This window comes from Synechococcus sp. MVIR-18-1 (assembly GCF_014279835.1).
Classification (GTDB): domain Bacteria; phylum Cyanobacteriota; class Cyanobacteriia; order PCC-6307; family Cyanobiaceae; genus Synechococcus_C.
Genome location: NZ_CP047942.1, coordinates 1,373,489 through 1,397,679 on the forward strand (window position 1 = coordinate 1,373,489; position 24,191 = coordinate 1,397,679).

At 52.9% G+C, this 24,191-nt stretch carries 33 protein-coding genes; 19 read left to right on the plus strand and 14 right to left on the minus strand.

Annotation, left to right across the window (positions count from 1 at the left end; all coding sequences use genetic code 11):
* Positions 1-87: 87 nt before the first annotated feature.
* The 3 genes from SynMVIR181_RS07185 to SynMVIR181_RS07195 all read left to right on the plus strand — a co-directional run bounded on the left by SynMVIR181_RS07185 (position 88) and on the right by SynMVIR181_RS07195 (position 1,320).
* On the plus strand, positions 88-456 hold the full coding sequence (locus SynMVIR181_RS07185; RefSeq protein ID WP_186588767.1) for a hypothetical protein: 369 nt from the start codon (positions 88-90) through the stop codon (positions 454-456).
* Positions 457-492: 36 nt separating this feature from the next.
* Positions 493-981 (plus strand): hypothetical protein, encoded by a 489-nt coding sequence (locus SynMVIR181_RS07190; protein WP_186588768.1) that lies wholly within the window; start codon positions 493-495, stop codon positions 979-981.
* A gap of 162 nt (positions 982-1,143) precedes the next feature.
* Positions 1,144-1,320, plus strand: a complete 177-nt coding sequence (locus SynMVIR181_RS07195; RefSeq protein WP_186588769.1) for a hypothetical protein — start codon at positions 1,144-1,146, stop codon at positions 1,318-1,320.
* A gap of 461 nt (positions 1,321-1,781) precedes the next feature.
* On the opposite strand, the gene SynMVIR181_RS07200 is transcribed toward SynMVIR181_RS07195, so the two are convergent.
* Positions 1,782-2,048 (minus strand): hypothetical protein, encoded by a 267-nt coding sequence (locus SynMVIR181_RS07200; protein WP_186588770.1) that lies wholly within the window; start codon positions 2,046-2,048, stop codon positions 1,782-1,784.
* Positions 2,049-2,199: 151 nt separating this feature from the next.
* Here SynMVIR181_RS07200 and SynMVIR181_RS07205 point away from each other — a divergent pair, with 151 nt between their 5' ends.
* The 3 genes from SynMVIR181_RS07205 (at position 2,200) to SynMVIR181_RS07215 (ending at position 4,264) form a co-directional block, all read left to right on the plus strand.
* The gene (locus tag SynMVIR181_RS07205; protein ID WP_186588771.1) at positions 2,200-3,255 is read left to right on the plus strand and encodes a class I SAM-dependent methyltransferase; all 1,056 of its coding nucleotides are present in this window, start codon (positions 2,200-2,202) and stop codon (positions 3,253-3,255) included.
* Positions 3,256-3,330: 75 nt separating this feature from the next.
* Positions 3,331-3,645 (plus strand): copper-binding protein, encoded by a 315-nt coding sequence (locus SynMVIR181_RS07210; RefSeq protein WP_186588772.1) that lies wholly within the window; start codon positions 3,331-3,333, stop codon positions 3,643-3,645.
* A gap of 364 nt (positions 3,646-4,009) precedes the next feature.
* On the plus strand, positions 4,010-4,264 hold the full coding sequence (locus SynMVIR181_RS07215) for a DUF6439 family protein (RefSeq protein ID WP_186522912.1): 255 nt from the start codon (positions 4,010-4,012) through the stop codon (positions 4,262-4,264).
* On the opposite strand, the gene SynMVIR181_RS07220 is transcribed toward SynMVIR181_RS07215, so the two are convergent.
* On the minus strand, positions 4,224-4,730 hold the full coding sequence (locus tag SynMVIR181_RS07220) for an ATP-binding protein (RefSeq protein WP_186588773.1): 507 nt from the start codon (positions 4,728-4,730) through the stop codon (positions 4,224-4,226). The two genes, SynMVIR181_RS07215 and SynMVIR181_RS07220, sit on opposite strands and share 41 nt — an antisense overlap.
* A 63-nt stretch (positions 4,731-4,793) precedes the next feature.
* A complete protein-coding gene (locus tag SynMVIR181_RS07225) occupies positions 4,794-5,507 on the minus strand; it encodes a GUN4 domain-containing protein (RefSeq protein WP_186588774.1) in 714 nt (237 codons plus the stop codon).
* 40 nt (positions 5,508-5,547) lie between these two features.
* On the opposite strand from SynMVIR181_RS07225, the gene mnmH reads away from it, so the two are divergent.
* From mnmH to SynMVIR181_RS07245, 4 genes are read left to right on the plus strand one after another with little or no spacing between them, the layout of a single operon-like run.
* Positions 5,548-6,603 carry a tRNA 2-selenouridine(34) synthase MnmH gene (gene mnmH / locus SynMVIR181_RS07230; RefSeq protein ID WP_186522918.1) on the plus strand — a complete coding sequence of 352 codons (1,056 nt, stop codon included), beginning with the start codon at positions 5,548-5,550 and terminating at the stop codon, positions 6,601-6,603.
* Between the two features lie 29 nt (positions 6,604-6,632).
* A complete protein-coding gene (gene psb28 / locus SynMVIR181_RS07235; protein ID WP_186522920.1) occupies positions 6,633-7,019 on the plus strand; it encodes a photosystem II reaction center protein Psb28 in 387 nt (128 codons plus the stop codon).
* Complete coding sequence (locus SynMVIR181_RS07240) at positions 7,016-8,095, plus strand: AI-2E family transporter (protein ID WP_186588775.1); 1,080 nt, start codon at positions 7,016-7,018, stop codon at positions 8,093-8,095. Before psb28 ends, SynMVIR181_RS07240 begins: the two co-directional genes overlap by 4 nt.
* A complete protein-coding gene (locus SynMVIR181_RS07245; protein WP_186588776.1) occupies positions 8,092-9,159 on the plus strand; it encodes an AI-2E family transporter in 1,068 nt (355 codons plus the stop codon). Before SynMVIR181_RS07240 ends, SynMVIR181_RS07245 begins: the two co-directional genes overlap by 4 nt.
* Here SynMVIR181_RS07245 and SynMVIR181_RS07250 read toward each other — a convergent pair.
* The 8 genes from SynMVIR181_RS07250 to rsmA form a co-directional block, all read right to left on the minus strand.
* Positions 9,091-9,573 carry a flavin reductase family protein gene (locus tag SynMVIR181_RS07250; protein ID WP_186522926.1) on the minus strand — a complete coding sequence of 161 codons (483 nt, stop codon included), beginning with the start codon at positions 9,571-9,573 and terminating at the stop codon, positions 9,091-9,093. The two genes, SynMVIR181_RS07245 and SynMVIR181_RS07250, sit on opposite strands and share 69 nt — an antisense overlap.
* 32 nt (positions 9,574-9,605) lie before the next feature.
* The gene (locus SynMVIR181_RS07255) at positions 9,606-9,836 is read right to left on the minus strand and encodes a hypothetical protein (protein ID WP_255444196.1); all 231 of its coding nucleotides are present in this window, start codon (positions 9,834-9,836) and stop codon (positions 9,606-9,608) included.
* A complete protein-coding gene (gene secF, locus SynMVIR181_RS07260; RefSeq protein WP_186588777.1) occupies positions 9,829-10,830 on the minus strand; it encodes a protein translocase subunit SecF in 1,002 nt (333 codons plus the stop codon). Before secF ends, SynMVIR181_RS07255 begins: the two co-directional genes overlap by 8 nt.
* A 3-nt stretch (positions 10,831-10,833) precedes the next feature.
* Entirely contained in the window at positions 10,834-12,324 is a 1,491-nt protein-coding gene (secD, locus tag SynMVIR181_RS07265; protein ID WP_186522929.1) for a protein translocase subunit SecD, read from the minus strand.
* Between the two features lie 3 nt (positions 12,325-12,327).
* Positions 12,328-13,311 carry a pyruvate dehydrogenase complex E1 component subunit beta gene (locus SynMVIR181_RS07270; protein WP_186588778.1) on the minus strand — a complete coding sequence of 328 codons (984 nt, stop codon included), beginning with the start codon at positions 13,309-13,311 and terminating at the stop codon, positions 12,328-12,330.
* A 200-nt stretch (positions 13,312-13,511) separates the two neighbouring features.
* A complete protein-coding gene (locus SynMVIR181_RS07275) occupies positions 13,512-13,829 on the minus strand; it encodes a DUF3082 domain-containing protein (RefSeq protein ID WP_186522931.1) in 318 nt (105 codons plus the stop codon).
* The gene (ispE, locus tag SynMVIR181_RS07280; RefSeq protein ID WP_186588779.1) at positions 13,826-14,758 is read right to left on the minus strand and encodes a 4-(cytidine 5'-diphospho)-2-C-methyl-D-erythritol kinase; all 933 of its coding nucleotides are present in this window, start codon (positions 14,756-14,758) and stop codon (positions 13,826-13,828) included. The genes SynMVIR181_RS07275 and ispE overlap by 4 nt, the downstream gene beginning before the upstream one ends.
* 4 nt (positions 14,759-14,762) lie before the next feature.
* Complete coding sequence (gene rsmA / locus SynMVIR181_RS07285; RefSeq protein WP_186588780.1) at positions 14,763-15,596, minus strand: 16S rRNA (adenine(1518)-N(6)/adenine(1519)-N(6))-dimethyltransferase RsmA; 834 nt, start codon at positions 15,594-15,596, stop codon at positions 14,763-14,765.
* A gap of 62 nt (positions 15,597-15,658) precedes the next feature.
* On the opposite strand from rsmA, the gene SynMVIR181_RS07290 reads away from it, so the two are divergent.
* Positions 15,659-16,273 carry a uridine kinase gene (locus SynMVIR181_RS07290; RefSeq protein WP_186588781.1) on the plus strand — a complete coding sequence of 205 codons (615 nt, stop codon included), beginning with the start codon at positions 15,659-15,661 and terminating at the stop codon, positions 16,271-16,273.
* Here the strand turns inward: SynMVIR181_RS07290 and SynMVIR181_RS07295 are convergent, their stop codons facing one another.
* Positions 16,274-16,696, minus strand: coding sequence for a YraN family protein (locus SynMVIR181_RS07295; RefSeq protein WP_186588782.1), 423 nt, complete (start codon positions 16,694-16,696; stop codon positions 16,274-16,276). It abuts the gene before it with no gap.
* Positions 16,697-16,762: 66 nt separating this feature from the next.
* Between SynMVIR181_RS07295 and SynMVIR181_RS07300 the strand changes: the two genes are divergently transcribed.
* Genes SynMVIR181_RS07300 through SynMVIR181_RS07320 form a run of 5 tightly spaced genes read left to right on the plus strand, consistent with a single transcriptional unit; the run spans position 16,763 to position 19,499 of the window.
* On the plus strand, positions 16,763-17,377 hold the full coding sequence (locus SynMVIR181_RS07300) for an AAA family ATPase (RefSeq protein ID WP_186588783.1): 615 nt from the start codon (positions 16,763-16,765) through the stop codon (positions 17,375-17,377).
* 26 nt (positions 17,378-17,403) lie between these two features.
* Positions 17,404-17,883 carry a pentapeptide repeat-containing protein gene (locus SynMVIR181_RS07305; protein ID WP_186588784.1) on the plus strand — a complete coding sequence of 160 codons (480 nt, stop codon included), beginning with the start codon at positions 17,404-17,406 and terminating at the stop codon, positions 17,881-17,883.
* The gene (locus SynMVIR181_RS07310) at positions 17,880-18,305 is read left to right on the plus strand and encodes a hypothetical protein (protein ID WP_186588785.1); all 426 of its coding nucleotides are present in this window, start codon (positions 17,880-17,882) and stop codon (positions 18,303-18,305) included. The genes SynMVIR181_RS07305 and SynMVIR181_RS07310 overlap by 4 nt, the downstream gene beginning before the upstream one ends.
* Positions 18,306-18,338: 33 nt before the next feature.
* Positions 18,339-18,773, plus strand: coding sequence for a 23S rRNA (pseudouridine(1915)-N(3))-methyltransferase RlmH (locus SynMVIR181_RS07315; RefSeq protein ID WP_186588786.1), 435 nt, complete (start codon positions 18,339-18,341; stop codon positions 18,771-18,773).
* Between the two features lie 42 nt (positions 18,774-18,815).
* On the plus strand, positions 18,816-19,499 hold the full coding sequence (locus SynMVIR181_RS07320; RefSeq protein WP_186588787.1) for an SGNH/GDSL hydrolase family protein: 684 nt from the start codon (positions 18,816-18,818) through the stop codon (positions 19,497-19,499).
* Between the two features lie 20 nt (positions 19,500-19,519).
* Here SynMVIR181_RS07320 and SynMVIR181_RS07325 read toward each other — a convergent pair whose 3' ends face one another.
* Positions 19,520-19,939 carry a hypothetical protein gene (locus SynMVIR181_RS07325; RefSeq protein WP_186525537.1) on the minus strand — a complete coding sequence of 140 codons (420 nt, stop codon included), beginning with the start codon at positions 19,937-19,939 and terminating at the stop codon, positions 19,520-19,522.
* A gap of 342 nt (positions 19,940-20,281) precedes the next feature.
* Between SynMVIR181_RS07325 and SynMVIR181_RS07330 the strand changes: the two genes are divergently transcribed.
* The 3 genes from SynMVIR181_RS07330 (at position 20,282) to SynMVIR181_RS07340 (ending at position 22,877) form a co-directional block, all read left to right on the plus strand.
* Entirely contained in the window at positions 20,282-21,022 is a 741-nt protein-coding gene (locus SynMVIR181_RS07330; protein ID WP_186588788.1) for a GAF domain-containing protein, read from the plus strand.
* 120 nt (positions 21,023-21,142) lie between these two features.
* The gene (locus SynMVIR181_RS07335; RefSeq protein WP_186522946.1) at positions 21,143-21,586 is read left to right on the plus strand and encodes a LexA family transcriptional regulator; all 444 of its coding nucleotides are present in this window, start codon (positions 21,143-21,145) and stop codon (positions 21,584-21,586) included.
* Between the two features lie 16 nt (positions 21,587-21,602).
* Positions 21,603-22,877: a Y-family DNA polymerase gene (locus SynMVIR181_RS07340; RefSeq protein WP_186588789.1), complete on the plus strand. Its 1,275-nt coding sequence runs from the start codon at positions 21,603-21,605 to the stop codon at positions 22,875-22,877.
* 16 nt (positions 22,878-22,893) lie between these two features.
* Here the strand turns inward: SynMVIR181_RS07340 and SynMVIR181_RS07345 are convergent, their stop codons facing one another.
* Entirely contained in the window at positions 22,894-24,021 is a 1,128-nt protein-coding gene (locus tag SynMVIR181_RS07345; RefSeq protein WP_255444197.1) for an NAD(P)/FAD-dependent oxidoreductase, read from the minus strand.
* Positions 24,022-24,191 lie beyond the last annotated feature (170 nt).

The window sequence follows — 24,191 nt, forward strand, 5'->3', positions numbered from 1 at the left end:
CATCTAAGGCCTCCTCCTGACATCAGCGAATAGGCAGCATCATTCCTCTCACACATCCAACAAGGTGCTTGACTTTTTACAGAGCAGATGACAGACAAAAAGAAAATAGTCACCTACGGAATGGACGTTTTCAACCCTGTACTCTCACAGAAACTTGCTGACTTGACTCAGAAGTTTGGGCTTGGACGTTGCCATGAGCGTGCCCCTGCAGCATTCGAAGCAGCGCCTGCCTGGATGAAACGTTATCTAAGAGTGGTAACAGGGGAGTTGTACTCGGATGTTGGCCTAGAACCAACAGGCCACGGATCACACAGTTGGTTGTTGTGGGTTGAGATGGATGCTGATGGCACCACCACCAAGATCGAGATTGTCGACCCAAGTTTGATAGAGTTTTTCATGCAGAATGACAGTGTGGTGACAGGAATCCATTACGTCATCACAGAAGATCAACTCTAGAAACAAACAGACTGCCGACATTCCCCCATTGAGGGGATGTGGAAAACGGGGTATTGCATCGATACTAAGCAAGCACAAGAAGAATCACCCACAAACCAGCAGCCAATGAAACGCCTGGACTCAATCTCTTTTGCTTCAGTTGTGATGATCTCATCATCCTGTCTGTTCCCTTCAGCAGCAGAAACACCGTGGAGAGGCGTTAATGAACAGAAATGGGCCGAATTGATCCAATCCAATATCAGTAACCAAGCTTCAGCAGAGACAATTTGCACAAATTCCACTAATTTTGCGACAACCTCGAAAGATGCGACTTTCAAAGTTTGGGCTAATTCAATAGCTCAAACATATTGTAATGAAGACAATGATGAAAATGACGTCGTTGAGGGCGTTGAAAAAGCAAAAGCAGCTGCTCCAATCGCCAACAAGGAAGAGCAATGCAGACTCGACAGCTCCGAGATCTACAAAATCAGCCTTGGGGAGAAGGTTCACAAATATGACAAGGGATGCTGGTCCTCATTCAATTAAATGCCAAAGAAGTCATTCATAATAAATTGCCGGCATCTCTTTGAAGAATGTATAATCAGTAAACAAAAGCAACATAAATCTATAATCTGACAGTCTTAATCCGAGTAGGAAAGCCAGCTGCTTCTTCCCATCTTGTTAGCGTAAATCACCCCATTGACACTGATGACGATTCCATTTGGCGAGTACCAACCATCGAATCAACCATCGAATCAGCTGTTCACCCCTCGTTTACGGCTATGGCTTGACGAGCGCTTAAGACACCTTGTGAGTCAACAGAGAATTCAAGATGCAAGGGCCTTGCGTGGGGAGTTTTCGATCGAAGAGCTCTTCACACGCTGACATTTTATCTCAATCTTTATTTTGTTAAAAGAGAGAATGCATCTACACACCTACTTCTAGAAAAATCAGGAAGCAAGAAAGGTGTTCGGCTGGCCTCCTGAGGCTTGTATGGGTTACCCACTACGACCATCAATCACTAAAGACTCAAGTCCTTATCTTGCACAATTTTCAAGGCAAGCTTCAGAGATGAGAAGAGCCTCTTCACGGAGTGGAAACAAGGCAACAAGAACAAGAACAATTTATAAACTCTGCCTTTGGCAGGATTTTTATGCTTAAGCGATCCATATTCTTCAGTCAATATATAAACCGTATGCCTACTCCAAATCATCAACTTGATCTTGCTCTAATAAAGTTAAAAAATGGCAAGATCAAGATGTCTGAGACAACGTCATTGTCAATGCTGATTCGGGCGTAGTCACTCAACCGAAATCAATGCTGGCTCTGCTTTTGATTCCTTGGACTCAGCCATGGCGCAGGTGAGCCATCGCACTCTCATGCAGATGCCTTTCATGGGCATGGCGGTTCGCCCAAACGCGCTGTTGAGCAAGTGCGCTCTTGGAATCAAGAAGATCTGGATGTCCCTCAAGCTGGACGTGGCTGGATTGGCTCAGCCTTTGCTCATGGGCGTGATGATCGGCCCAGGCAAGAAATTCAGCAGCAGACTTCTGGCGACGCTCCAGCACATTGCCGCTGTAGCCAACCGGAAGGGAACGAAGAACGGCTTTCATGGTGCAAGGCCTCGTTTCGATGCCATTATTCTGTAGCGGTTGATACGAAATTTGCATCTGCTTCACATTTCTTTCCTGAAAGACCTGCTTTGCATCCCCGATTGGATGGGCTCATCGATTGAAATAGGCGTATCGATAGGACAACAGGCCAATGGCGTCGAGCCTGACTGAAATTGCTTACCGCACCATCCAGCAGGGCCGGGGCCTGGCAGGACTTGTTCATAAGGAGCTGAGCACCAAAGCCATGGAGCTGTTGGCACCCGATGTTGTGCCAAGCACAGAGCCTGTTCCCGACGCGTTGTTGAACGAGCTCCGGCGCTCATTAAGCGCTCTTCAGGACATCGATTGGCAGGAGTCTGAACAAGGGCTCTATCCCAAATCCCTGCTATTCGATATTCCTTGGCTGGAGTGGGCCGAACGTTACCCACGCGTTTGGCTTGACCTTCCCTCAAATTGGGCCAGGCGAAGATCTCGAAACGTCCAAGACATCCCTGAAACACACGATAAAGAGCTGTATCCCGACTACTACTTACAAAATTTCCATCATCAAACTGATGGTTATCTCAGTGACCACTCTGCTGAGCTCTACGACCTACAAGTCGACATTTTGTTCAACGGCTCCGCAGACTCGATGCGCCGGAGGCTGATCGCTCCCTTGAAACGTGGCTTGAAGCGCTTTAGTGATCGCCCTGAAGCCAGCCTTCGCATCCTTGATGTCGCGACAGGAACAGGTCGGACGCTCCACCAGATCCGAGCTGCTCTCCCGAAAGCCTCACTGTTTGGGCTTGATCTCTCTGAGTCCTATTTGCGTCAAGCCAATCGATGGCTGAACAAAGGAAGCGACAGCCTTGTGCAACTGCTGCAAGGCAATGGTGAATCCATGCCTTTTGGTGATGAAAGCATGCAGGCCGTGACCTGCGTGTTCCTGATGCATGAGCTTCCAGCTGAAGCGCGTCAGGCTGTTCTCAATGATGCCTATCGATTGCTAGAGCCCGGTGGAGTTCTTGTTCTTGCCGATTCGATTCAACTCAAAGATTCACCGCAGTACAGCGTTGCGATGGATAACTTCCGCCGGATCTTTCATGAGCCCTTCTACCGAGATTTCATTTCAGATGACATCGAATCACGCCTCAGTCATGCTGGCTTCACAGGGATTTCAGCTGAATCTCATTTCATGGTGAGGGTTTGGACGGCCAACAAGCCTTGAAGTGATTCCCTGACATACCTGCGGTGATGTCGACTAGCGCCCCATAAGGTGCAGGAACCCTTGCCGAGGGCTTTGATGATCAACCCCTTTCATGTCCGCTGGCTTCAAGGCTGGACATTCCAGTTGGTCCTTATGGAAGGAAAAGTGCAGGTGGAGGCGAATGGTTTTGGAATCTGTATCCGTACAGCCCTCTTGCATGGCGAAACACCTCAGGATGCTGCCGATCGACTCGTTCTCCAAGAAGACAAGCGGCGCCACGCACTGCATCAATCTTGGTTAAAAGGTCAAGCCGTTCCAGCTCATTCCTGTGAATCGCATGATTCCCCTGAAACGACGACTACCGTGCCTGATTCGCTTGTGATTGTGCATCACAAGTCTCTCGTTTGTTAATTCAAGGCTGTGTTGTTATCGCCTCAGGTAGATAGTTTCACCAACACAAATCCAATCAAAATTCCGGGACCGCCCCAACGCAGCGAACGCCAAAAAATTGGGGCTGATTTTGGTTTAAAAATCCAATTAAATTCATTCTGACCTTCAACGAGTTGTTGAAGAAGCTTCCGGCGTTGTAATCGTCTTCTAGAGCGAACATCGTTGCCCTCCCAACCTCTTGGCTGAACATGAATCAAAGTGGCCAGGGCGTGTATTGGACGCAACTTTTTGCGACGGGAGCCTGATGCCATGAGAGCGTTCACGATGCACGTCACAACATCTGACGTGAACCATCAGGATAAAGGCACTCGATCGTCCAAAGACAATGTCAACGGCTGAATCGCGCTGGCCAGAAGCTGCACCTGAACTCGCTAAAGACCTTCATCAATGCTTGAGTCTTGGCGATCGTGACTGGCATCGTTTGAAGACCGATGCCGACCGTCGAAGCGCTGAACTGATGGCTGCTGCTCTGTCGCAACTCATCCAGGGTGGAGAGCGTCACGATGTTGAGGAACTCACAGAGCAAGCACTCCGCTGGATCAGACGGGAACTGAAAGATCCTGGCTGTCCGCACCGTTGAGGGACGCCACTCGAGAGTCGGGCCTGCGGCTTGCCAACTGGACACGATTCCCGCGGCGACTCCAGCGCACATCATCAAAACACTGATAAATCAAAAACAGCCCACGGCCTTGATTCGCTTCGATGCACTCAGGAAGTTCGCCGAAACGGGCATCGGAGGGAATCCCTTCACCCTCATCCTGGATCTGCCAAATCATCCATTGAGGGGTGAGAATCCGACGCACACGTAAACACTTTTTGGGATCGCCTGAGTTCCCATGACGAACAGCGTTAACAAGCGCTTCCTGAAGACCGAGCTGAAGTCGACCCGTTGTCTCAACACAATCAACGGGGTCGAGAAGCAACTCCAACAACGGAGAGAGTTGGAGCGTTGAAGGAAGAATGAAATCAGCCCAGCGCGTTCGTGGGAACGAGGGGGTGAGGTTGAAACCGAACGACCCTGAAGTCGATCCAAGCCGTGATGACATCAGGACCGAAGCACTCTGTTTTGACCATACCCCTTGATCTGATCTATGCCACAGGGCAGCAACTCATTGACGAGCAACCAGGGACGGATGGTTGAGCAATGCATCGATCAGTCGAATGCCTCGAAGCTGGTTGACCAGAGGCATATGGCCCTCTGGAGCCTTCAAGGACCAATCAAAAGCCTTCGGATAACGCGTCCAGACTCCTTCTTTTTTCCAGCCAATCCGAGGCCAAAGCTTGTCGTAACGACCATTGAGAGTGGCCAGCAAACGGGCCTGCACTGTGAAACCAAATCGACCTTGGGAGTAAGCGATCCAGAGACGATCCAGCGTGACGAGATCCAGACCTCTCATGGATAACACTTCGCTGAAGTAGACATAACCTCGCAGTTCAGCCTGCTCACCGGCAAGCTGGCGAAGAAAGGCACTCGTAAGGCGATCAGCCTCTTCAAAACGTTCTTCGAGAAGAGCCTGCTGAAGAGGTGAGTAGTCGAGATCGGATTCCGAACCGGTGACAAACCATCCCCCTGAAGCATCAAGAAGAGAGCTCAGGGCCGAGGGTTGATGGCGATGCAGGGTCTGCAAAATCCAACCCGCAGCCCAGTCGTCTCCTTCTCGATCGAAGGAGGCCAGCGCAGCCGCACCCATGGCAGCAAACTGATCAGCCGCTTTCTCGACTGCTGGGATCAAGGAGCGTTTTTGTCGTAACGAGCCACTGGAGAATTTCTCTAGGAGCTGGTCGACGCTGAGATCGGAGGAAGAAGAAAGACCAGAAAGCATGACGAACTACCGGCTCTAACTGGCTCGGCGTTGTCCCACTATGTCAGGGATGGGATCCACAAACGTGAGCGGTATCGATCAGTTTCGGACAGCGAGTGGAACGTTGGTTGATGTGCGCACTCCATCGGAATTTGAACAGGGCCATTGGCCAGGCGCGATCAACATCCCGCTATTTGACGATGAACAGAGAGCCGTCGTGGGTCGCACCTACAAGCAAAAGGGCCGGAAACAAGCCATAGAGCTGGGTCTGAGCTTTACCGGTCCAGCCCTTGTCGATCTTTCCAAAGCGCTTACAAAAGCAGCAGGAGGCCCCGACCAGCCGCTTCGGCTGTACTGCTGGCGTGGAGGAATGCGCTCCAACAGCATGGCCTGGCTTGCCGCTCTCAAAGACCATCCCACCCTTGTGCTCGAAGGCGGATACAAGGTGTATCGCCGCTGGGTACTCGAGCAATTTGAACGCCGGTGGCCCGTCCAGCTACTTGGCGGAAGAACGGGCACGGGAAAGACAGATCTCCTGATCGCTTTGCAAGCTTTAAATGTGGCTGTGGTGGATTTGGAGGGTTTAGCTCATCACCGTGGAAGCAGCTTCGGTGGTCTTGGTCAACCCAACCAGCCCAGCAGTGAGCATTACGAAAACAAACTTGCTGAAGCCTTAGATGGCTATCGGAAACGACAAGCCCCACAAATTTGGCTGGAAGCCGAGAGCTCTTCGGTGGGCTGCTGTCGCATTCCAAAAGCACTGTTCGAACAGATGCAACAGGCACCGGTCCTCGAAATTCGCCGCACTCTGGAAGAGCGCATCGATCAGCTCGTGGAGGTGTACGGCTGCCAAGACTCCGATCAGCTGCAACAGGCCACAGAACGCATCCAGCGCAGGCTCGGCCCACAAAGAACTCAGGCAGCCCTAGAGGCAATCAAAGATCAGCGCTGGCACGATGCTTGCAGCGCAATGCTCGACTACTACGACCGCTGCTACGACCACGAGCTGAAACAAGCCCGAGAAACGTCCAATCTTGATCTCAGTGGCCGCAATCCACAGGATGCGGCAATCGAACTGCTGAACACCGGGCGCGTTCTACCGATCGATGCCCCTTAAGATCCCGCTTAGGTACTGGAGCAGCATTCATGGCAGACGGAAGCAAGGCAGTGATCCAGTTCCTTCGTGGTGTGGATGAGCCCGTTGTTCCTGATATCCGCGTGACACGCAGTCGTGACGGACGTACTGGACAAGCGATCTTCGTCTTTGAACAACCCGAGGCCCTGGCTCCTGAAGTCATGGAAGCGATCACAGGCATGTTCATGCTCGACGAAGAGGGCACGCTCGTCACGCGAGAGGTCAATGGCAAGTTTGTGAACGGCAAAGCAAGCGCCTTGGAAGCCACCTACACCTGGAAGAGTGAGCAGGATTTTGAGCGTTTCATGCGCTTTGCTCAGAGATATGCCGATTCCTCAGGTCTTGGTTATTCCCAGGATTCAGGCGAAGCTGCAGAGAGTGACAACGCAAACGGGTGAAGCTTCAACACTGGCTAGGACTTTGCGCCGTTCTGGCAACAGGTCTGCTGCTTTGGAGTCTGCGTGAAGTCCTAATCCACTTATTCGCGGCCATTGTTTTGGCAATGGCGCTGTGCACCCTTGTTGGAGCCCTGCGTCAACGCTGGAATATTCCCAGGCCTCTGGCTCTTTTGGCCTGTGTTTTCGGGCTCGTGGTGATGGTGGCGGTTGGCTTAACCGTGATCGTGCCGCCCTTTACGAGCCAGTTTCAACAATTAATTCTTCAGCTGCCATCGGCGGCAAAAGCCTTGAAAGAACTGCTTTTGCAGGCTTTTTCATCGGTGAGCTCAATGGTTTACGGCAGTGGGAGTTCTAGTAATTGGAGCGAACTACTCTTTCCCAAAGGTTTGGCGGATAGTCCAGGCGGGCCTGCGATTGCCTCAGGCGTGACTGGAGGATTTCTCAGCCTTCTTGGCTTGGCAGGCAATGTTGGCAGTGGTCTGCTGCAGCTTCTCTTCGTCGTTGCCGTCACCTTGATGGTGGCGGTCCAACCCCATTCGTACAAGAACGTTGGCATTCAGATGTTGCCGTCCTTCTATCGAAGACGAGCTCGCGTCATCCTCAACATGTGCGGCGATGCCCTCAGCAGCTGGATGATCGGCGTGTTGATCAGTTCGGTTTGCGTCGCTGTTTTGGCGGGCATCGGGCTTTCACTCTTGGGAGTGAAGCTCGTGATGGCCAATGCATTGCTTGCGGGATTGCTCAACGTGATTCCCAATGTGGGTCCCACGCTGAGCACGATTTTTCCGATGTCCGTTGCTCTCCTCGATGCTCCTTGGAAAGCATTGGCTGTCTTGGGGCTCTACATCGTGATTCAAAACCTTGAGAGCTACGTCATCACGCCTTCGGTGATGCAGCGCCAGGTCAATTTGCTTCCAGGACTCACCCTTGCTGCTCAATTTGTATTCACCGTTCTGTTCGGTCCGCTTGGCTTGTTGCTCGCTCTGCCCTTGGCGGTTGTCTTGCAGGTGCTCATCCGCGAAGTCGTCGTTCACGATCTTCTTGACCCCTGGAAGAAGCAAAAACTGGCCTCATGAACGCACGCACCCTGCTGATTGCCCTCACATCCATTCTGCTCACCCTGCTGCTATGGCAGCTGCGCTGGGTGCTGCTGATTCTGTTCGGAGCCATCGTATTGGCCGTAACCCTCGACGTTCCGATTCAGAAGTTGATGCAACGCTTCAGGCTCAAACGGCCCGTTGCGCTGTTGCTGGTTCTGGTGACCCTGTTCCTCGGTGGAACCTTGGTGGTTCAACTTCTCCTACCTGAACTGCTGGGTCAATTCGAACAACTCACTGCGCTATTGCCCAATTTGATCGACAAAATCAAGTCGATCATCGCCACGCAACCAAGCCTGGCAGACCTCAACATCAGTCCCTCTGAATCGCTGAGCTGGACAGGGATTCAGCCCGTTGGGGCACAGCTACTTGGTTATGCCGGTGGTGCGGCCAACGGCTTGATTCAAGTGCTCCTAATGAGTCTGCTGGCGATTCTGCTCGCGCTGGATCCCAATTCTCATCGGCAGATGCTGATCGCCGTGAGTCCACGCCCTGCACGGGCTCAGGTCACGGAATTGCTGGATCGCTGCCGTGAAGCTCTCGGTGGATGGCTTGCCGGCATGACCATTTCAGCGACCGCGGTGTTTGTCCTCACCTGGACAGGGCTCGCCGTTCTTGGTGTGCCTTTGGCCCTGCTCAGCGGCCTGGTGTGTGGCTTGCTCACCTTTGTCCCCACGATTGGGCCTACAGCCGCGACCCTTGTGCCGATGGGGATTGCCCTGCTGATCTCCCCAACCCTGATGGTGCAGGTGCTGGTCTTGCGACTTGCACTGCAAAACCTAGAAGCTTTTGTCGTAACGCCTGTGCTGCTGAGCCGGACGGTGAATCTCTTGCCAACGGTGGCACTGACCGCCCAGCTCAGTCTGGGAGCCCTGCTCGGGCTGCCAGGCGTCCTGCTCGCGTTACCGCTGGTCGTGGTGCTTCAAGTGATCATGCAGCAAGTTGTGATCAGGCAGATCATGGATCGCTGGGAGTTATCCCCCGTATTGCCATCCCGTGCTGCTGAGCTCGAGAGCAGCAGCATCACGGTGGAGAACCGCTGATTTCACTTGACCAAGAAACACGGTGTGATCACCATGGGCAAGTTCCCCCACGAGCTCACACTCCACGGCACCCAGAGCATCCTTCAGGATCGGTAAACCCAGCTCGCCCGTTGTAAAAGGTGCGGCATCAAAGCGTCCGCCAACCGCTTGCTGGGGCTTGAAAAACACAGCAGCTAAATCCTTCTGATCGGCTGCCAACACATTGAGGGAGAAGCGGCGCGTGCGTTGAATCATGCCGTTGCTGGTGCTATCAGCACGAACAGCCATCACCACGAGGGGTGGATCGAACGATCCCTGAGTCACCCAACTAGCGGTGAACCCGTTGACTTGATCCCCTTCTGCAACCCCACAGATGAACAAGCCATGGGGAATTTTTCTAAGAAGGGTTTTCTTGGCGTCGAGATCGAGCGACATCATGCATTCGAGGCGGACATCCAACTTAGGAGTCAGGGCTCAGACCGACGCCCAGGTCCGTAGTGACGCCACATGGAGGGAAGAAGAAGGATGACCACCACTGCAAGGAGATGGTGCCGAATCGCAAAAATCAGGCTGGTCAGCGTGATGTGATCCACCAGAAGCTGAAGCTCCACCCGTAGATCCAACAGAGCGAGAACGCCCAACAGCAGGGGAACCCAGCGTTGGGATGGAGAGCTGGGTGTGATGGCCAAATCACGCACCTGCCGTGCCTTGTCTTGGCCAAATACTGAGAAGGGAAGGGGCAAGAGCAATGCTCGACCAGCTGCCCACAATCACGCCAATCGCAAGCGCCACCGCAAACCAAAACAAGGTGGACCCACCAAACAGAATCAGACCCAAAAGGGGTAACAGGGTGGTGCCACTGGTGTAGATCGTGCGGGTGAGAGTCGCGGAAACGGCACGATCCACCTGAGCATCCAGGGGCAGGTCACCGTCTTCACGTTGTCGTTCGCGGATGCGATCAAACACCACCACGGTGTCATTCACGGAGTAGCCGGCGATGGTGAGGAGTGAAACGGCAAACAAACTGTCGACTTCCAAACCGCTGATCAGTCCAAGCCAGGCGAAGACTCCACAAACGATCAACACGTCATGGCCTAAGGCCACGAGGGCAAGAACGGCATAACGACCGTCGTAACGAATGCTGATGTAAAGAGCGATGCCGGCAAACGCCACCAGCAACGAGATCAAGCTGCTGCGCAGCAACTGACCACCAAGACTGGGGCCAATCGTGTCAACCGATTGGCCACCCACTTCAAAGGGACCAGCGATGGGCTCAACAGCCTCGATCACGGCCTGCCCCTGTGAGGCGGTTAAAGCGGGCATGCGCAAGACAACCGATTCACCTCGGTCGAGCAACTGCACCCGAGCCGAAGCGAGATTAGGCAGGGTGTTGGCGTCTTGATCACGACCTTCAGCAGGCAACGTGAGGCTTCCAAGCGTCTGCTGGATATCGATGGCCCTGATGTCTTGGCAATTGTCTTTGCACAAGCGCTCGAGCTGGATTTTGGTTCCACCTGTGAAATCGAGTCCAGGCCTTAAGGGGGAACGAATCTGAGGATTCGTCCAGCTCAGCACCAAACCCAGCGCGCTGAGCGACAGCACAATCACGGAGATCAACCAAACCTTGCGCCGTTGTCGACTCAGAGGAAAACGCAAAGGGCGTTCTTGACCAGTTGGGGAGGACACAGCCATGGCTCAAACAGCGGAGGAAGGCAGCTGCCTTGCGGGCAGAAAATTGGTTGGACGGCGCAGCGATTGGTAGCTCATCAAGAAGCGCAAGAGCGTGCGCGTGCAGGTCAGTGCCGTGAACAAACTGAGCAGAACACCGATTCCAAGCGTTGCTGCAAAACCTTTCACCAAGCCCGTCCCGAGGAAAAACAGCGCAGCGCAACTAATCAGCGTGGTGATGTGACCATCAACGATCGAGGAGAAAGCTTGAGAGAAGCCTGTTTCGATCGATCGGATCAAGGTGTTGCCTCGACGTAATTCGTCTTTGATGCGCTCAAAGATCAACACGTTGGCATCCACTGCCATACCAATACTGAGGATGAATCCGGCCGTTCCAGGCAATGTAAGGGTCACTCCGATCAGCTCATAGGCCGCCAGGTTGAACAGGGCGTAAAGACTGAGTGCCAGCACAGCCACGACACCTGCAAGTCGATAAACGAGCAGCATGAAAATGGCGACCAACACCAAACCCGCAAGTGCGGCGATCAGGCTGCGACGCACATTTTCAGCGCCAAGACTGGGTCCAATCGTGCGCACCTCAAGGATTTCTACCGGCAAAGGGAGGGAACCTCCGCGAATTTTGACTTCTAGGTCGCGAGCCTCTTCTGCGGTGAAGTTTCCAGTGATAACAGCGGAGCCTCCTGTAATGCCAGCGGCTTTGAACTGCTCACCCACGCCCGCTTCGCTAATTGAGGACCCATCAAGCACGATTCCGAGCAGACGCCCGGTGCCTGCGATTGAGCGGGTGAGCTCTGCAAATTTGTCACCACCCTCTCGATTGAAAGTGAGCGTCACTTCCCAGCTACTGCCGTTTTGCTGCTGTTGACGCCCAGCAGTGACGAGATCCTTACCGGTGAGGCCCGCCGGCTCGAACCGATCCACAATTTCTTCGTTGGCACGAGCCAGGAGTTGTTCCAGCTGCTCTTGTTCAGAATCAGCAGTTCCTTCAAGACCCAACTCTTTTTGGGCCTTGGCTAACTGCTCAGGGGAGGGGCCATCGTTTTGATCGCCTGAATCAGAGTTGTCCTTGCTTTTGTTCAACTCCAGCACGCTTTCCAATTGAGCTCTTAACTGCATCAATCCACGCAATTCCTCATCAGTGCCAGGTTTCTGCGCTCTGAACTCAAGCAACGCTGTACTTCCAAGAACTTCAGCTGCTCGGGTGGGATCAGTTTCTCCAGGAAGTTGTAAAACCAATTGATTGTCTCCAACGGTTTGGAGAGTCGACTCGGCCACACCCAAGCCGTTGACGCGGCGATCCAGCACGGCCTTCACGGCTTCCAGCTGCTCGGGTTTCACTTTGGTGATTTCACCGGAGGGCTGCACTTCCAAAGTGAGTTGACTCCCACCACGGAGATCTAAGCCAAGCTCTAGAGGAAAACCGGGACTGATAAGGACAGATCCGGCAGCGATGGCCAGAGCGAGGATGAGGGCGAACCACCCTTGTTGACGGGCCATGAATCAGAGCCCCTTGCGCACGATGGCCTGGGCCGTTTCCACGATTTGATGGGGCTGGATAATCGTCAGATTTTCAAGATTGCCGTTGTACGGCGTGGGAATGTCCTGGCTGGACAAGCGAATTGGCCGGGCATCGAGATCGTCGAAGCAGTGCTCCGTGATCAGGGCAATCAATTCAGCACCGATTCCGCCTGTTTTCATGCACTCCTCCACCACGATCACGCGATGGGTCTTCCGGATCGATTTGGCAATTGTTGCCATATCGAACGGCTTAAGACTGATCAGGTCGATCAACTCAACACTGATGCCATCCGCTTCCAGCTGCTCCACCGCTTTCAAGCAATGGTGGCGCATGCGTGAGTAAGTCAGGATCGTGACGTCGCTGCCTTCTTGCACTAGATCGGCTTGATCTAAAGCACAGATGTAATCACCATCTGGCAATTCTTCTGTGAGGTTGTAGAGCAACACGTGCTCAAAGAAGAGCACAGGGTTGTTGTCGCGGATCGCAGCCTTCATCAGCCCCTTGGCATTGGTAGGCGTGCTGCAAGCCACAATCTTGATGCCAGGGACGGCATGGAAATAGGCCTCAAGGCGCTGACTATGTTCTGCTCCCAGCTGACGGCCCACACCGCCTGGTCCACGCACCACTGTGGGAATCGTGAAATTGCCGCCACTTGTGTAACGCAGCATCCCCATGTTGTTGGAGATCTGATTGAACGCCAAAAGTAGGAAGCCCATGTTCATGCCTTCCACGATTGGCCTCAGGCCTGTCATGGCTGCACCAACAGCCATGCCCGTGAAACTGTTTTCAGCAATTGGCGTGTCGAGCACACGCAACTCACCGTATTTCTCGTAAAGGTCCTTTGTGACCTTGTAAGAGCCGCCGTATTGACCGACGTCTTCACCCATCACGCAAACGTGGGGGTCTCGGGCCATCTCCTCGTCGATGGCCTCACGAAGTGCGTTGAAGAGAAGAGTCCCTGCCACGGCTTTTCTGCAATCCCGGCCAAGCCGGCGTGAGTGGCCAAGCTATCTCAGCAACGAAAAAATCAGCCCCCTGCAGCAAACGTCGTGAGCAAGAGCACCGAGAGAAGCAACCCCGGAGAAAGCAGCAGGATCAGCTGACCAAGATCGTGGGGAGTCATTACCAATAACTGCCTATAGCAGTTCAGGACAGTGATCTGAGGCTAGACAGCATCAGCTTCTTTGCCTGTGAAAAGACTGCGAAGAAACACCAAAAACAGGCCAACACCAATAAAAGCAAAGCTGAATGTGGCCAGGAAACACATGCCGGTAAACAGCGTCTTTAGCGCTGAGGTGATGCTTTGAGCGATGGCAGAACTGGACGTTGATGGATGCTTTGCGAAATAGGCCACCATCCCTTTGCTTAGACCCAGGCTGAGCCAGCTCAACATCAAGCTTGTCAACGAGCCCGAAAGGAAACTGATTGGCCCCTTCTTGCGTTCTGAAGGTGCCTCTGGCGTTTGGCTGTCATTGCTGGTCATGGCATCAGCTTGGCGCCATGAGCCACGAATGAACAACTCCATGCATCCAAACCGGCCTCAACGAAGGAATCACGCGCTGCATTCAGAGCCTGATCAGCATCCAAGCGATTTGGGAATAGGGCGAAGCAGCTAGGGCCGGAACCACTCATCGCTGTTCTCAGTTGGCCGGGAAGATTTTGGAGCAAACGCAGTGACGTTTGCACTGAGGCTGTTTGAGGTGCCACAACATCCTGCAAATCATTGCGAAGCGGCGGTGGCTCAGCCGCTCGCAGGGGGTTCAACCACGACGCTGCACGCAGATCCTGCCGCCGTTGTGCAAAAGCCTTTTCACCACTTAAATAGTGGTCGCCCTTGAGACGACGACACTCGCCATAGGCCCAGGGCGTCGAAACACTGACGCTGGGATCTTTCACCAGCACCACCCCTAAAGACTGCGCTGCAGCCGGGACGGATTCCAGACATTCGCCTCGACCGAAGCAGAGCTGAATCCCACCGGCAAGACAAAACGGCATATCGGAGCCAAGTTCAGCGGCCATGGCTCGTAAAGAGTCCTCGGTGTGTCCGAGCCCCCAGAGCGTATTGAGCGCCAGAAGAGCTGCAGCACCATCACTCGAACCTCCGGCAAGACCAGCGCCAATGGGGATCCGTTTGCGCAGATGCAGGTGAGCGCCAAGCTCATTGAAACCAGACCGCTGCCGGAGCAGTTCGGCGGCACGCATCACCAGATTGTCGCTGCCGCAACTGAGTCCAGGCTGATCACAGCTCAGTTGAATCAAGCCATCAGCGCTGTTCGAACAGTCCAGTTGATCAGCGAGGTCGATGCTTTGCATCACCATCGCCAATTCATGAAACCCATCCGAGCGCTGACCGAGCACCTCAAGATGAAGATTGATTTTGGCGGGAGCGGTGACGCGAACGGTGGCGGTCATCCGATCAAGCAGCAGAGTCCAACTGATTCAAACCTTTCGCTAAGGCAACCCAGGCATCTGGTGCCACGTCCTGGGGTCGTTGCTGAAGGCTGATGCCGGCCTCTTCTGCCAACGATTGCAAGTGGTCTGGGGAACACACCGGGGCCAGGGTGTTGCGCAGCATTTTGCGGCGGCTCAAGAAAGCCATCTTCAGCAACCGTTCCACCCCACGGGCTAAGGCAGCGCTGGGCCGCAGCTCAGGAGGAAAGGGATCGATGCAGATCACCTCCGACTGCACTTTGGGGGGTGGCTGAAAGCAGCGGGGGGGCACTGGGCAGACGTGGCTGCACCGTCCCAATAGCTGCATGCGCACACTCAAAGCACTGAAATTGCTATGCCCAGGACGAGCACGAATGCGTTGAGCAACCTCATGCTGAACGAGTAAAACCAGTCGTTGATACGAGGGATCGACGGGACGATCGAGACGACCGATCAAACGATCTAGTAGGGGTCCGGTGATGTTGTAAGGGATATTGGCCACAACTTTGTCGGCAGGAACCCCATCGGATAGGTCCAAGGGAACGGACAACACATCTCCCTCACGCAAGGAGAACTTTGGATGGCGTCCAAAGGTCTGCTGAAGCCCAGCGACGAGGTCACGGTCAAGCTCCACTGCATGGATCGCAGCTGCCGCTGAGGCCAGGAGACGATCGGTCAGAGCCCCGCGACCGGGACCCACCTCAAGGACGCGATCCCCGTCTTCTAGTTCGGCGGCCTCAACGATTCGATCCAGCACTCGCTCATTGATCAGCCAGTGCTGGCCAAAACGCTTGCGGGCCGTGTGCCCTGAAAAAGTCATGACATTCACAGCGTTGATTCACTGTGCCCTATGCAGGATTGATCGACTGGGGCGACGGCGTGATGGCAAAGGTTCCTGTGGTTTGCATCACTGGCCCTTCCGCGGTTGGGAAAACCAGCTTCACCCTGGCCCTGGCACAAGCACTGGGCACTATTGGGCTTGAAGTGCTCGTGATCTGCTGCGATGACTACTACAGGCACCACTGGCGCCCTCACCCACGCTTTGGATTCGACACAGCGGCAGCTATCGACATCGACGCGTTGCGCGCTGAGCTGGATGAGGTCAAGCACCACACTGCAAGCAGCTTGCGCACCTACGACATGGGCACGCGTGATGTAGCGCGCAAACCGCTGAACCAGAGCTACCAGCTTGTCTTGCTCGAAGGAGCCTATGGACCGCAAGAGCTGCTCGACGATGGCTCGATCACAGCACTGTTTTATCTCGAAGCACCCTTGCTGCTGCGCATGATTCGACGGCTACGACGAGATCAACAAGAGCGCGGTCGTCATCCAATTCAGATCATCCAACACATGCTGATGCACATGATTCCTGGTGAATGGAGTTTTATCCGCCCACTGCGATCGGTCTCGGGGCTTGTCATCACCAACCCACGCCAGGGACAAGTGGCTGCGATTGCGCTCATCCAGGCCCTGATGACTGAATCATCAGCAAGGTGATCACCGACTCATGTGATCGAGACCGTCGATGCGGATCCAACGCACGCAATGTCTGTGCACTGGAAGTGCGACGAGAGCCAGCACAACTTCGAAATAGCAGGTCTCACTCCAGGGGTTGGCGGATTGCCAGCAAGACACACTGCGAGCCAGACGCCTCCGTTTGGCTTGATGAAATGCAGCGAGACCCCAGCCATCCAACCCTGAACGGCGACGCGCCTTCACCTCAACAACCAAAATTCGATTGTTCAGGAAAGACTGTTTCAACAAAAGCAGATCAATTTCTCCATACCGACAGCTCCAGTTCTGCTCCAGCAAGCGCCATCCATGACGCAGCAAGATTTCTTTCGCATAGTGCTCTGCTTGAGCTCCTTGCAGTTGAGAGTGAGGCAACAAGGTATGGCAGTACAACGTGCTCTCAACCATTCCCCCGCTCAGCACGATTGAAGGACGGCGCTTGGGGGCTATAACTCTTCAAAGCTAAATCTTCGTATGCGCATTGCGATTAGTGGCACACATTCACAGGGAAAAAGCACATTCGTGCACGACTGGATTAAGCGACATCATCACTACATTCGCGAAGAAGAACCTTTTCGAGCATTGCATAGAGAAGGCTATGATATTCGCTTTCGCCAAGAAAGCACCAGACTTCACAACGGAATCCAGATGTATTACAACATAAGCAGATTGATGCATTACCAGCAGGAAAGTGACTGCGTTATTTTTGATCGCTGCCCAGTTGATTACATCGCATATTCACAATACACAGCCAATCATAAAACCACCGATATCGACAACGATTTTGTTGAATCACTAGCGGCAAGAGTGCGAAACTCTCTTCAACAACTTGATCTAATAATCTTCTTACCGATTACAGAGCATTGGCCAATTGCGATGGAAAATGACGGAATTCGTCCGATTGATCTCCCTTATCGCGACGAAGTTGATTCCATCTTTAAACAAATTTATAGGGATCAGCGGTTTTCTTTGATGCCAAGCAATCATCCACCAGTCTTGATTGAGCTTTGGGGCGCTAGAGACGATCGTCTAGACAGCTTGGATCAGGCGATTCAAGACGAAAAAAACAAACCGATCCAAAAGTCCTAGGCTGAACAACAGTTGGTTCACTCCTAATGCGATTGCGCTTGTTGGCTGCGCTGATGGTTCTTTGGGTCACGCTGGCCCTGCCGATGCAACCGGCATTCGCAGCGATGGATTACGCCAAGCAGGTGTTGATCGGAGCCGATTTTGCTAATCGGGAGATGCAAGGTGTGACGTTTAACCTCACCAACCTTCGAGAAGCTGACCTCTCGGGGAGTGATTTGCAGGGTGCCAGCCTTTATGGGGCCAAACTTCAAGACGCCAATCTGAGCGACACCAATCTCCGTGACGCCACGCTTGATTCAGCGGTCTTTGATGGCACCAACCTCAGTAATGCAGTGTTGGAAGACGCGTTTGCATTCAACACGCGCTTCATCAACGTCACCATTACTGGCGCCGATTTCACCAATGTGCCTCTGCGCGCTGATGCGCTGAAAGTGTTGTGCGCCAACGCTGAGGGGGTGAACCCCGTCACCGGTCGAGACACGCGCGAAACCCTTGGCTGCTCATGAGCTTTGATCCCCGCAGCCTGGAGCGCCTGAAGGAGTTGGGCCGCTCCTTGCCTGAGCCGATTGCGCCGCCCCAACACACCACCAATCGCCCCGTGAAGGCGACCGAGAAGCGCCATCGCATTGAAACCGAAGACAATCCAGAACGCCTGTTTCAAGAGCTGATGAAAGCGAGCAGTGATGGCACTGTTCCCGAGCATTTGATGGCACGGCTCAAGGATGCTGAGCGCCACATTGCGACTCAGAACAAAGTGAAAGCAAACGCGCAGACGCTGCCGTCATCGCAGACTCTCTCCAGACAACCGCTGCGCGGCGGCCAAGGAAAAACCACCCGTCCCACTCGCCCGAATGTGGCGGCTGGCAGCGAAGAAGAATCGCTTTACGTGGCGTTTGGGCAGCTTCTTCTGGAAGATGACGAAGACTGAGTCCGACTCCTGCATGCGTTTGGATCTCCAAGGATGAATCCATCTCGCTGCCGCATTATCGCCATCGGGAAAGTTCGAAAGACCTGGGTTCAGGAAGGAATCGAGCTCTATCGCAAACGCCTTCCTGGACTCACAATCGTTGAGTTGCGGGATGGAAATCCTGAGAAAGAGGCTGACTTGATTCGTCAAACGCTGCGAAGCGATGAATGGCCAGTGATGTTGATGGAACAGGGTGAAACCCTGACGTCGATCAGCTTTTCTGAGCGGCTCCGCAGCCTTGGATCGCAACGACTGGCCTTCGTGATTGGTGGTGCTGATGGATTAACAGCCGAGCTGAAAGCCCTGGCCCATTGGAAACTCAGCCTCTCACCGATGACATTCCCCCATGAGCTTGCAAGACTTCTCTTAATTGAACAATTGTTCAGAGCCCAAGCCATCCAGCAAGGGAGTCCCTATCACCGTGCCTAAGCAAGAGACACCATTGTTGGCCTACTGCTAAACCAAATCATCATGGAGCCAAAAAGTATTTTGTGTTTTGGAGACTCCAACACCTGGGGAATGGCTCCTGATGGAAGTGGGCGCCTGCCATTTGAAACACGCTGGCCCAATCGCCTCCAACAGATTCTGAATCAGCGGAATCCCAATCATCAGCCATGGGTTGTCTTTGAACAAGGCTTGAATTCCAGAACTTGGGTGATGGATGATCCTCTTGGAGCCGTTAATTATGGTGGCGACTACAGCTGCAATGGCAGGAAAGATTTACCCGTGATTTTGCATAGCTGCAAACCCCTTAACGTTGTTATTCTTGCACTTGGATGCAACGATTGCAAAAGCCATCTACATCTTTCTCCAGAAGAAATTACATCAGGAGCAAAAATTCTGATCCACGATGTGCGCATGTCCTATCAATGTGGACCACGCCATTCTAATCAACCCCCCACGATTATTTTAGTCCCTCCTGGAGTGATTCAAACCACACCAGAATCTCTTGATTGGGGCTTTAAAGGTGCACATGAAAAGTCTCGATTGCTTCCCTCTCTTTATTGGAATCTTGCTGAACAAGAGTCGGTGTTCTTTTTTGATATACAAGCTGTTGCGGAAACCTCTCCCCTCGATGGCGTTCACTTCGATGCCGATCAGCAGGACTCCATTGCGTCTGGATTAGCAGATCTGATTCAAGCGATTCCATCCTGAAACCGTTTTCAACGGCCCGTTCAGCCTTCCGCCTGTGACGCCGACACCTCAAGTGCGGTGAATGCAATGGGCTCAAATTTGGCCACGCTCACACTCCAACAGCGTGAGGTGATCGCCAACAGTCCTCGCCGAAAGGCTGGGCTATCCCCAGTGGTGAGCCAGGCCGCTTTAAGCAGGGGCAAATCCTCCGGCAAATGCTCCATGCCTAATTCAGCCAGCAGCAAACTTCCTGGCGCCGCTTCGCGTTGCACAGGTCCCTGATCGCTGCGTTGCCAAACGCGAAGCAGGAGTTCAAAAGCCAGCTCACTCGCCAGCTGTGCAGGAACCCCCCGCTCATCTTGCGTGACATCCTTCGGCAGGGAGCGACCGCCAAGAGGCATGGCTCGTTTCCCATTCTGTGTAAACAGGGCAATGGCGAGGAGGTAGGGAGAGTCGGCCATCAGCAGCAGCTGCAGAGGCAGCCATCTTGATCGATTCGAACTCCATGCCTCGCTTTGGCGCCTGCAGAGAACGCTTACAACTCCAATCAGGCAAGCCAAAACGATGCCCAGAAGCGCTCGATCGGCCTATGGGCGCGGCGAAGATCAAGTCATGGCTTATCTCAGGGCTCATGCCCGCCTGGACGCCACAATCATTGGATTAAGTTAACAATCTCGTTAATTTCTGCAAGCTAATAGTGGAGAATGACGCAAAGCTTCAGCAATATAAAATAAACTTTTATATTGCTTTATGCGCCACGAGCTGTTTACCGCCAAAACTATTGAATAAGCCAATCTTCTCACTTGAAAAAGCCTGAAATCCCCATAAATGAAACGGAACGGCTGAAAGCGCTTAGTGAATACAAAATTCTTGGGACAAAGCCTGAGGAAAACTATAATGACATTACAAAAATAGCTTCCCTTACTTGTGGCACTCCAATTGCCCTTTTAAGCCTTGTTGACTCCAATCGCCAATGGTTTAAGGCCAAGGTTGGTATTGAAGCTGAAGAGACTGTTCGCGATTGGTCATTCTGCGCTCATGCGATTCACTCCTCTGAACCTTTAATCGTTGAAGATGCGTTAAAAGACGAACGATTTTTTGACAACCCCTTAGTTCGAGGAGAGCCTAAAATTAGATTGTATGCAGGCTTCCCGCTGCAAAATGACAAAAACCTCAGAATCGGGACGCTTTGCGTGATCGATAGAGAGCCCCATGGGCTGACTGATAAGCAGTTCAGCATCATGCAATCTCTTTCAAGACAAGCTGTTGCCTTTCTTGAACTGAGGAAGAGATCGATCAATTTAATTGAATCTTATTGCTCACTAGAAGATTCTGGCAATATCATTTCAACCTGTTCTTATTGCCGAAAAGCAAAAGATACTTCTGGCCACTGGTCACACCTAGATCAGTATTTATCTGCACGTACAAACTTAAATTTCAGCCACGGGATCTGTGATACATGCATCGAAGAGCATTTCCCCGACGTCCTCGAGGTCTGGGAAGCAGAAGAGAAGGACAAGGTCCTGCAAAATCCAACTCCATGAAAGAGACCCTGCTCCATGACTGCTTCCATGACCTAACCAAGGAGCAACGGGCCCTCGGGAACCAGCCACAGCACATGCGCTAGAACACTTGTACTATTAAAGGGCCGTCATTGCGCTTCCGTGAGAGTGGATCGGATCTCGCTTCAGCCACCCCAGCCTCTGCGGCTCCAGCGTCAAAGGCTCAGCCTTCCTCTAGCAAGTGACCAGGTTGCCGCAGGGTTCCCCTCCCCTGCCGATGACTACATCGACGTGGGGATCGATCTCAATGAACAACTGATTCGCCATCCAAGCAGCACCTTTTTTCTGCGTGTGAGCGGCGACTCCATGACTGGCGCGGGCATTCACCATGGCGATCTCCTACTCGTCGATCGCAGCCTCGATCCTCGCCCTGGACGAGTGGTGGTAGCCGTCCTGGATGGGGCCTTCACTCTCAAACGCCTCGCTCGCTATCGCGGCCATCTACGCCTGGAAGCGGCCAACCCTGACTATCCCCATTTAGATCTCCATCGTTGCGGAGATGTGCAGATCTGGGGCGTCGCCATTCACGTCATCCATCCGCTCTAGAGCTCAGGTCCTCGCGATGAACCAGGTCACGGCTCTCATTGATGCCAACAATTTTTATGCCTCATGCGAGCAGAGCCTGGATCCGGCCCTGATCGGCAGGCCAGTGGTGGTGCTCTCAAATAATGATGGCTGCATCGTGGCCCGTAGCGCTGAAGCACGAGCTCTTGGCATCGCCATGGGCACTCCCTATTTCAAGGCGAAACGAGATCTGGAACAGAACCATGTTGTGATTCGCAGCTCGAATTACGCGCTCTACGCCGACATGAGTCAGCGGCTGATGAGTTTGTTGGAAAGCCAGGTTGAGGATCTGGAGATTTACTCCATCGATGAGGCTTTTGCCCGGCTCAGCCGCCCATCGGACGGAAATCTGCGTCCATGGGCCCAGCAGTTGCGAACCTTGGCTCGACGCAACCTCGGATTACCCATTGCCATTGGTCTCGGAGCCAGCAAAGGACAGGCCAAGCTCGCCAACCGCCTCGCGAAAGTGGTGCCGGCCCACGCTGGACTCTTTGATCTTGGATTGTGTCGCGATCCCGATCGCTGGCTGGAAACAATTTCGATTGAAGACGTCTGGGGCATCGGCCGCAAACTCGCTGTCTGGTGCCGAATGCGGGGAGTGGTGAACGCACGGGAGCTGCGTGATATGCCCAGCGGATGCCTGCGCGCAAAGGCCGGTGTGGTGGGAGTTCGACTCCAAAGAGAACTGCAAGGTCATGCCTGCCTACCGCTTGATCTCCAACCCTCTGCAAAGCAGGAAACCTGCGTAAGCCGCAGTTTCAGTCATCCAATCACCAGCCTGGGAGAGCTCCGTGAAGCGATAGCGACCTATGTAGTGCGAGCAGCTGAGAAGCTGCGAAAACAGCATCAACGCACAGCGGCTCTCACCATTTATACGCGCACCAGCCCATTCATTCCAGGCTTTTACAGCCGAGCTGCCAGCACCAGCCTTGATCTACCCAGCAACGACACACGCGTGTTGTTGGACGCTGCATTACCCCTAGTGGACCGAATTTTCCAACCGCACCGACCGCTGGCGAAGGCAGGTGTTCTGATGCAACACCTGCAGGGAATCGATCAACTTCAACAGCATCTATGGGTGCCCTGCACAGAGGAAGAGCAACGGAAACGGGAGAGCTTGATGGCAACAGTCGATCGCCTCAATCACCGCTACGGGCGAGGTACGGTGCAATGGGCTGCCTGCGGTCTGGATCCGAGCTGGGCCATGCGACGCGAACGGCTGGGTCGGGCAGCCACAACTCGCCTGAGCGACGTGCCTGTGGTGCAGGCATAAGAAACGATGGAATTGTTCAATGACCAGTCACCATGTCAGTCATGATCTGATTCCATTTCTTCTCTGGCATATTCCTAAACATCCAATCGCGAACCCAGCCTTTGAGATCACCACAAGTGGATAAATCAAGGCCACGTCGTGATTCCTTAATCACCGAATCCGCTGCATGCTTACGCACCGCCTGGAAATCTTGAAAGATGGCAGGAATAGACCGACCAGAACCAATTAAATCGGCAAGGAATGCGGCATCAGCAATCGCTGAACAGGCTCCCATTCCGGCATACGGACTAGTGGCATGGGCAGCATCACCAATCATCAAGACGCGATCACGGTACCAAGGAGACAAGGCCAAAAGATCTCCGGCCTGAGTAGGCACCATTTGATCTTCATCAGTACATTCCAAACAGGACTTGATCATCTCTGGAAGAGGCTTCATACGATTGAAAATCTGATCTTTTTTTGATTCAACTGCACTAGGAATATAATTTTTAAAAGCAACATACCAGCGTGTTTCACCATGCCCAAGATCAGCAACTCCTGCTTTCACACCCGGCTGCCAAAACTCCATTTGAGTGTTTAATGGCAACAAGGGAGGACGTTGATTGATCACTGAGATCCAACCACCAGAGCCAAGCATTCTGAGCTGAACACCTGGATGAATAAACATCCTAACAACACTATTAGATCCATCACAGGCAATCAAAATATCGCCTTGATCTGAGCTACCATCAGCAAAAGTTGCTATCGCTTTCTCCTCAAGACTAGAGACAGAAATACATTCACTACCAAGAATTAAATCATCACCGACCATTCTAGATAGCAATTCAGAAAGGCGATATCGATTGATTTCATAACTATTTGCTCCATGCAATCGCGACACTGAGCCGATTGGCATCTCACAAACAAATCTTCCCTTTCGACCATGGATTTGGAATGATTCGAGGGGCGCACCTACCTCATCAACAGGAATGCCCAAGTCCTGCAAGATTTTGATCGCATAACTCCAAATCAGAAATCCTGTTTGCTGATTTTGGTAATGATCATACTTTTCATGAACAACAACAGGGATTCCGAGTTTCTTAAGGGACAAGGCAAGCGTTAGACCAGCAATCCCACCACCAATAATCAACACCTTCTTCATCATTCAATACCAAAAGAAAAGATGAACCCAGCAGACGAAAGTCGGCTAATCTGAATAATCAAGATTATTTTACAAGCAAAATTATTCAAGATCAACACCAGCAAAAACAACTTAATGCTACCAGCAGCAGCTTCAGCTATCACAATTAAGCATCTGGGCTTACATCCGTTAAA